This is a genomic window from Hydrocoleum sp. CS-953, from assembly GCF_002260545.1.
Lineage (GTDB): Bacteria > Cyanobacteriota > Cyanobacteriia > Cyanobacteriales > Microcoleaceae > Trichodesmium.
Genome location: NZ_LGSU01001175.1, coordinates 1 through 7593 on the forward strand (window position 1 = coordinate 1; position 7593 = coordinate 7593).

Here is a 7593-nt window from a genome sequence, read left to right on the forward strand (position 1 = left end):
ATTCATGCGTTATTTGATCAATACACAGCCTTAAATAACCGATATACAATAAAAATGGCATATCAGTAATATTACTGTTGAGACTAAAAATCCTGACAGCACTATCCAGAAAGGTATCTGAGTTAGTTAATTACAAAAGTGAGGTCAAAATAAGTCTCCAAAATAAAAAATATTAATAAAGTATTGTGGAATTCACTGACATGAAAAATCATTTGATAAAAATAGCCTCTGTTGCTGTTGGTACTATTCTTACTTACAGCACGATAAATCTAAATTCTGCACGGGCAATCAATAATTTATCAGAATTTTTTTTAACAGCTCAAACAACTAAAATTCCTATCAAAATAGAGCCTAATTATGTAATTGATGATGTTATCCAAGGAAATTCAAAAGTTACTAATGAAGCAATAGTAGTTACACAAACTCTAAATAAACTTCCAGAAAAAAGTAATTTGGAATACAAGTTTCTTCATGCCAATCGTCAAACAAAATTTGTGAAGGCTAAGGTAGGAAATTGGCAATATAATCTTGAGAAAAAAAGTTCTCAACTACCAATAGATCCAGGCATAGTATTAGGAGTAGGCTTAATTAGTCTAGGTCGTTTATGTAGTAAAAAAAGACCCTGATAATTTCTCAGAGCCAAATATATTCAGTCATTTCCCAAGTTGTTTAGTATTTAGATTTGACTTAGTTGAAATTACTGTCAATCTAGATTATTTTCTCACTCTTGTGTCTTAGTCTCTGTAGAATTTGCCTCCGGAGATACCTGTGCTTCAGAATCAGAATTAGCAGATGCTTCCCGATTTATTTGATCCTTAAATCCAGCAGGAGCTAGCTCTATTGCTTGATTAAAAAGTTCTTGAGAAGCTTCAGTATTACCTTGCTCTTTTAACATAATTGCCTTAGCCAAAATCGGCCGAAAATCCTCGGTATTACCCTTAATAGCTTCATCATAAACAGCGATCGCCTCATCGTAGCGTTTTTGCTCCGCATAAACCTGCCCCAAAATCAACTGCACTGAGACCACATCAATACTGCCAGCTTGGACTTGATTAGCAACAGGAGCAGCTTTGAGTGTATCTTGCAACAAACCAATAGCTGCTTCAGGGCGCTCTTGTTGCAACAACAAATTAACCAAACCTTGCAAAGCCTTTAGATCGCCTGGTTTGTTTGTCAGAAGGGAACGATAAATCTGAGCAGCACCTTCGCGATCGCCTGTATATGCTTTAGCTTGAGCCAGTAAAACATTATAATCTGTACTACTAGGATTTAGTTCAGACAGTTTTTCCAGTGGGGGTATAACCTCCTCAATACTACCCTTGCCTGATTGAATTAACTCTAACTTTACTTGCAAAAGTCCTTGGAGTGCAGTTAAATTATCTGGCTCCCTTTGTAAAACTAACTCATAACCCCGTGCCTGTGCCAGTAAATCTGCTTCTTGATCTGCTATAGATGTCTGATTTGGTGATGGAGTTGGTTGATTATTTTGTTGATTGGCCTCTAATAACCCTCCTAACAATGGAGAGAGAGAAAATCCCAAGAAAGCAATTATTACCAGTACCACCACCGCCATCAAAAAACCACGATTTTTATCTACCATTGAATTAAATTCTCCCAACCTTAACAATAGCTTTCAGCCTCACTTAACCATTACTATAGTCAGAGTTCTTAAGCATTTCAACTTCAATACTTTTGAACTACTCGACGATGACCCAATTAGGTAAAACTTGGGTTTCCATCTTGACCGGGAATAGCATCTCACAAAACCGAAGTTTTACCAGATGGCTTATGGTTTTTTCAGTTAAAGTTTTCAGGAACAATAGTTTTTTTTTACCTACATCTTTATCCAGAAAAATTACCTAAACTTTACGGATCGAGCAACAATTGAATTGGATTAATTACAATAGCAAGGTTAATCATCCTACCTAATACTAAATTTTTTTAGCTAGGCTGAAATAAAAGTGAATCAGACTTGCCCACTGAAAGCCATAGTTTTTAGTTTTCAGTCCCACCTGAGCGATAGTCGCCAGAAACCTTAAGTCTAAATAATCTTGTTACAGTGTCTTAGTCTTAGCCTAAGTTAAAAAGCGGTCAGCGGTCAGCGGTCAGCGGTCAGCAGTAAACGTTTAGAAGGGGATTTAAACCCCTCGGCCCACCTTCCGGTTTATAGAAACCGGGGATTTAAACCCAGTAGGGGCGAATGGCCATTCGCCCCTACAAGCTAAAAGCTGTTTCGCTGCGCGACATGAAAAACGTAGTTCCTCCGCAGGAGGCTAGCTGTTTGCGCAGCATTCCGTCAGGAAATGCTAAAAGCTAATAGCTAGTTAATTAGTCCAATGCTCATAAAATCTTGATTGGTATTAGCAGCTCAGGCCAAAATAACTGTGTTATTGTGAAATATCTGGGCATCTATAAGCATAAGTCAGAAGTATGGGCGAATGGCCATTCACCCATACATTCGCAGCACGGACTAAATTTCAGAGGCGTGAGAATGTCTTAACCGCCCTGGCGACTGCAATAACATTAACCGTTTCTTAATCTAAGATTAGAATTTCTATATAGATTATTACTTGTATTTTCCTATATTCCCATAAGGGATGTATCTCCCCTCATAGGAGTTTTTATGAATTCTTCTGTTAACCACTCCCACAAGACAAATAAATCTACAAAATCTCACGAGGCCCCTCCTAGTGAGCAAGCTATTAATAAATCAGATATTAAGCAAAGTCTTTCCAGAACAACTAATGGCCTAAGTTCTGAGAGGACTGTGAAATCAATAAATGAATCTTCCGGCACAGATATGGCCAAAGAACACCATCAAGGGACTAATACTACTAATACTTTAACTGTGACAGATACTAAACCATTGAATTCTGCCAAATCTAACCACCAAGAGCAAACTGAAACTGATACTCCGACTCAGAATATTACAACTGTGCGACAACATCCAATTGCTCCCCCTAGCGAACCAAAACAGTACCGAGCTATAGGTTTAGTTCGGGGTTGTTATCAACCTTCTACGGAGCAATTTACACGGGGTAACTTACGAACACCAGATGGTTCGGAAATAGATGCTGTATTGTTGGGTCGGGTAATGAGTCTATTAAAAAATCATTTAGACCTAGAATCAGAACATCTCTGGGTAGTTTATCCTCGTACCAGACAAGAAAATAATGACCTACATATTCAAATTATGGGGGTATGGGAACCAGAAACCCTAAGAACAAAAGCAAAATCCTCTACTGAATTAATAAATGAAGAACAGCAGCAAATTTCTTCTGCTGAAGATGATAAAGGTCAAGAAAAAGTAAAAGAAACAGAGGATATAGATAACTCTGAAAAAGTTGATTTTCTTCCTACTCCTGAAATTAAAATAGATAGTTTAGATGCCTTAAATGATGGTTATTTTTCTGTTCGAGGAGAAGTAATTTATCAATCTCAAGACGAAGAATATGTAATAGTTAAGGTGCAACAATCAGCCCGCAAAGGTGAAGAAGAAACGAGGTTTTTTAAGCTGAAACTAAAAGGGAATTTAGGCGATCGCCCATTGAATCGTTTCTGGGATTTACATATTCAGCGCCAGAATACATCTCTTGTTATTCAATATGGTAATGATATTGGTAGTCTATTAATAAATAATCGTAGTAAGTTTCCATCAAAAGGCAAGAGAACATTTAATAAAAATAATAATAATAATAGAAGAAGTAGTTATCCTCGAACACCTCGTCCCAAAAGTGATAATTATCCAACAAATTCAACTCCTATTCGTAAAGAAGCTCTTCCTAAACCAACTAAAAGAAAGAAAAATCCAGATGAGTAAGGGAATTAATTTTTTAGTAAAGTAAGGAAGAAGGAAGAAGGAAGAAGGAAGAAGGAAGAAGGAAGAAGGAAGAAAACTTTAGTTAGGGCTTGCTGATTAAATATCAAACCATTGAGATATAAAGGTTTTAGCCTTTTCATATCTTGAAAAAGTACAAGGTTTTCGTTCTCTAGAGATGCCAAAAGTTAGGATCTTGGGTTGACTCATGGCTGAAAAATCAACGGATAAATCTTCTTCCTACCTCCTCTAAATTCCCCAATTACTCATGACTTCCCCTCCTGGGAGGGGCTGGGGTGGGTTGACTCCTACCCTGACCCATAAGACTTTTTCAGCAAACCCTAATTATCGGGTGTATTGAAATATAAACACCGGAGAATTTTTAGCCTCTTAAAAAGTGGCAGCTTTTCGGTGGAAAGATCTCCAAAAAGCTAGTATTTTGGGATGATTATGGCAGAAAAATTGAGGGATAATTCTGCCAACTACCTCCTCTATAATTCCCATTTCTCCTGACTCCTGACTCCTGACTTCTTAACGTTCTAGAAATGGTAAAAAAGTTCTATCCATAGGAAGTTGAGCAACTGATTCAGTTAGAGTAAATTCTCCAGCTTCAATCCACTCTTTTAACTCTAAGGCAATTTGATGAGATAGGAAAATACTCGCTAGGGGGGCACTTCTAACAACTTTGCCCTCTATTTTTATCCGACCAGATTTGAGTTGAGCATAGCTCACTAGACCAAAAGTTGGACGCACCCGCCGAGGAATGGAAAAATCTACAACTGGCGCAACAATATCTTGGTCTTGAATGGCACAGTTAGCTACTACTTTTTCATTCAAGACAGGTAGAGGAATACCCACACCTAACATAATTGATGGACCATAATTTTTGAAATAACAACCACGCACCCATTCAGATTGCATTTGTTTGGCATCTCCAATTAAGGCTAAAGTCGCAGCAGGTCCAATAGGAGTACGATTAGAAAGACGTTTTTGTAGGGGAAAGTGCTGAGTACCTTCCCAGGTAATGTATCCAATACCACCACCCAAAAATATCCGGGTACCAATACCAATTACTTCTAAGTCTGGGTCATTGAAGAGTGGGGAAATAGCACCAGGATTAGAATAAACCGCATTACCTAAATTTGGCAGGAGAGGGCCAAGATAAGTAAACAGGGGGCGATCGCCACCATTAACACCAACGATAAAATTTTGATATGAATTTCGTGGGTTAAATAAATAAAACTGGTTAATTGTCTCACGGGTAATGGTCGTTTCAAAAGTAGCCCGTGGATAACAATCTGTGACTTGACCAATTGCTCTGAGGTGGACAGGTTTACCTGCAATTAGGTCTTCGATTATATGGCCTCCACCTCTTTCTTTAGATTCTTCAGCATCTTCAGCTATTTGAGTTGCCCCAAGATACAAATCCACAGCCCCAAAGCCTGAGTAAGCTGGGACACCATCTAGCCAACAGGAGCGAATTTTGATGGGGGGGTCAGTATGTCCCAAGTTAATGATAGCTCCGGAGGACTCCATTGGCTCAAAGGTGCCAGTTGTAATGACATCAACTTCTTTTGCTACCTGGGTAATACTTGTTTCAGTAATTCTGGCTTTGAGTTCTGTTATTGTACAGACAACGGCTTTTTTGTTGGAAATTTTGTGGTTAATTTCAGCAATTGTTCTCATTTATTGAGGGATTAGGAAATAGGGAATAGGGAAGTAGGATAGGGAACAAGAAAAAAACATTTACTAACTCACTTGTACCACATTAATCTTGAATTTGTCGTATGATATTTCCCGATCAACTCGACTTCTTGAGGTTGAAATTGGACTGAATAAACAAGAGCGATCAGTCCGACCTAAACAATCAGATTTGATCAAGAATTATTGAGAGTTTCTGCAATTTTTGCTTGGGGTTATGTTATTTTCCATACAACAGCTTTTGTGTTGGATATTTTGTCATTAATTGCAGCAATTTTTATCATCTATTAAGGGAGTAGGATAGGAAATTTGACGTATTCTATTTCATAATAAACCCGACTTATTGAGATTAAAACTACACGGAATAAATAACACCCTTCGGTGCAGTCTAAACTATCATATTTAATCAACAATTATTCAGAGTATTATTGCAAATAAATGGTATTTTCTGAGGGACTAAGACTAATTTAAAATCTGTCTTAGTCAAGTCATAAATCAGAAGTAATAATGATTTGGCTTTTCAGGAGATACAAAACAAATAAGTGGTTTAAATCCACAGCAGTTTAATCCAAAATTTTCAGAGGTTTGTTTAGATGATTTAGAGGTTTCTTCTGAATTACAGACTTCAGATGTAAGAGAATCTTCACCGAGGTTTTCTACTAATTTTTCCATTTCTGAATCAATTTTTTCTTCTACAATTTTAGTGGTTTAAATCCACAGCAGTTTAATCCAAAATTTTCAGAGGTTTGTTTAGATGATTTAGAGGTTTATTCTGAATGCCAGACCTCAGATGTAAGAGAATCTTCACCGAGGTTTTCTACTAATTTTTCCATTTCTGAATCAATTTTTTCTTCTACAATTTTAGTGGTTTAAATCCACGGCAGCTTCATCCAAAATTTTAAGACGTTTGTTCAGATGATTTAGAGGTTTATTCTGAATGCCCGACTTCAGATGTAGGAGAATCTTCACCGATGTTTTCTACTAATTTGTCGATTTCTGAATCAATTTTTTTCTCTACAACTTTAGCGGTTTTAGACAGAGCATCAATATTATCTCTTTGAGGAGGAAAATTTTCAACTTGCCAGTTATCAAGAATATCTTTAATTAATAACTCCTTGATCCAAACTTGACAAATAATTGTTAAAGGTAAAGCTAGTAAAAGTCCGGAAAATCCAAAAAAGCTAGCAAAAAATACTTGACCAATTAATGTAATAGCAGGTAACAAAGAAACTTTTCTGGCAATTAAGTAAGGATTTAAAATATTACTTTCAATTTGTTGAATGAGAATATAAATAAGTACAACTAAAGCAGATTTTAAAGGTGAGTATAAAAGAGCGATCGCCAATGGCGGAATCACACTTATAGTCGGTCCAATATGTGGCATTAAAGTTAGTAATCCTGCCAAAACAGCTTGAGCTGAAGCCAGGGGAATTTTTAAGATAGATAAGCCGATAAAACTGAGTAAAGCAATTACACTCATATTAAATAAAGAACCAATTACCCATCCTCCCAAAGCTATTTCACAACTATCTAAAATTAAGTTAACTCTTTGCCGATAAAAAGAAGGAAATAACTTGATAAACCCTTGACGATAAGAGACTGGATCTGCCAACATCATTATGCTTAAAACGAGAGTTAGTAGTAAGCTCAGAAATATTCCGAAAGTATTACCAACAAATGCTCCGGCATTATTAATTAATTGATTAAATATTGGTTGTAGTTGAGGAATAACTTCATTAATATCAATATTTGGTAATTGTTCTCTGAGTCGATTGGGTAATTGATCTTTAAGTATATTCAGCCAATCATTTAATTTATCAATTCCGAGAGGAACAATAGTTATTAATTGTTGAAATTGCTCTGCTAAAGGCGGAACAATTACCCAAAAAAAGGTGACAATTAGTAGAATAAATAAACTGACCGAGATTAATACAGCGAGCGATCGCTTAATTCGGAAACGTTGTAGCCATCTGGATAGTTTATTAAGAGTAGTAGCAATTACCACTGCAGTAAATACTAACAATAGTAATTGACGAATTTGCCACAATATGTATATAGAAGCGAGGATGGTAAAT

General features: G+C 36.6%; 6 protein-coding genes. 2 read left to right on the plus strand and 4 right to left on the minus strand.

Translation table 11 applies throughout. The annotated features are described in order from the left end of the window. Positions 1-200 precede the first annotated feature (200 nt). Positions 201-626: a hypothetical protein gene (locus AFK68_RS18975; protein WP_094674147.1), complete on the plus strand. Its 426-nt coding sequence runs from the start codon at positions 201-203 to the stop codon at positions 624-626. A gap of 95 nt (positions 627-721) precedes the next feature. Here AFK68_RS18975 and AFK68_RS18980 read toward each other — a convergent pair whose 3' ends face one another. Then, complete coding sequence (locus AFK68_RS18980; protein WP_094674149.1) at positions 722-1600, minus strand: tetratricopeptide repeat protein; 879 nt, start codon at positions 1598-1600, stop codon at positions 722-724. A gap of 1023 nt (positions 1601-2623) precedes the next feature. On the opposite strand from AFK68_RS18980, the gene AFK68_RS18985 reads away from it, so the two are divergent. Then, a complete protein-coding gene (locus AFK68_RS18985; RefSeq protein ID WP_094674151.1) occupies positions 2624-3820 on the plus strand; it encodes a hypothetical protein in 1197 nt (398 codons plus the stop codon). Between the two features lie 528 nt (positions 3821-4348). On the opposite strand, the gene AFK68_RS18990 is transcribed toward AFK68_RS18985, so the two are convergent. The 3 genes from AFK68_RS18990 to AFK68_RS18995 form a co-directional block, all read right to left on the minus strand. Then, a complete protein-coding gene (locus AFK68_RS18990) occupies positions 4349-5503 on the minus strand; it encodes a homocysteine biosynthesis protein (RefSeq protein ID WP_094674153.1) in 1155 nt (384 codons plus the stop codon). A gap of 510 nt (positions 5504-6013) precedes the next feature. After that, entirely contained in the window at positions 6014-6190 is a 177-nt protein-coding gene (locus AFK68_RS37045; RefSeq protein WP_168186547.1) for a hypothetical protein, read from the minus strand. Between the two features lie 256 nt (positions 6191-6446). Continuing rightward, positions 6447-7593: AI-2E family transporter (locus AFK68_RS18995; RefSeq protein WP_094674155.1), on the minus strand; the 1147-nt coding region annotated here is incomplete at its 5' end.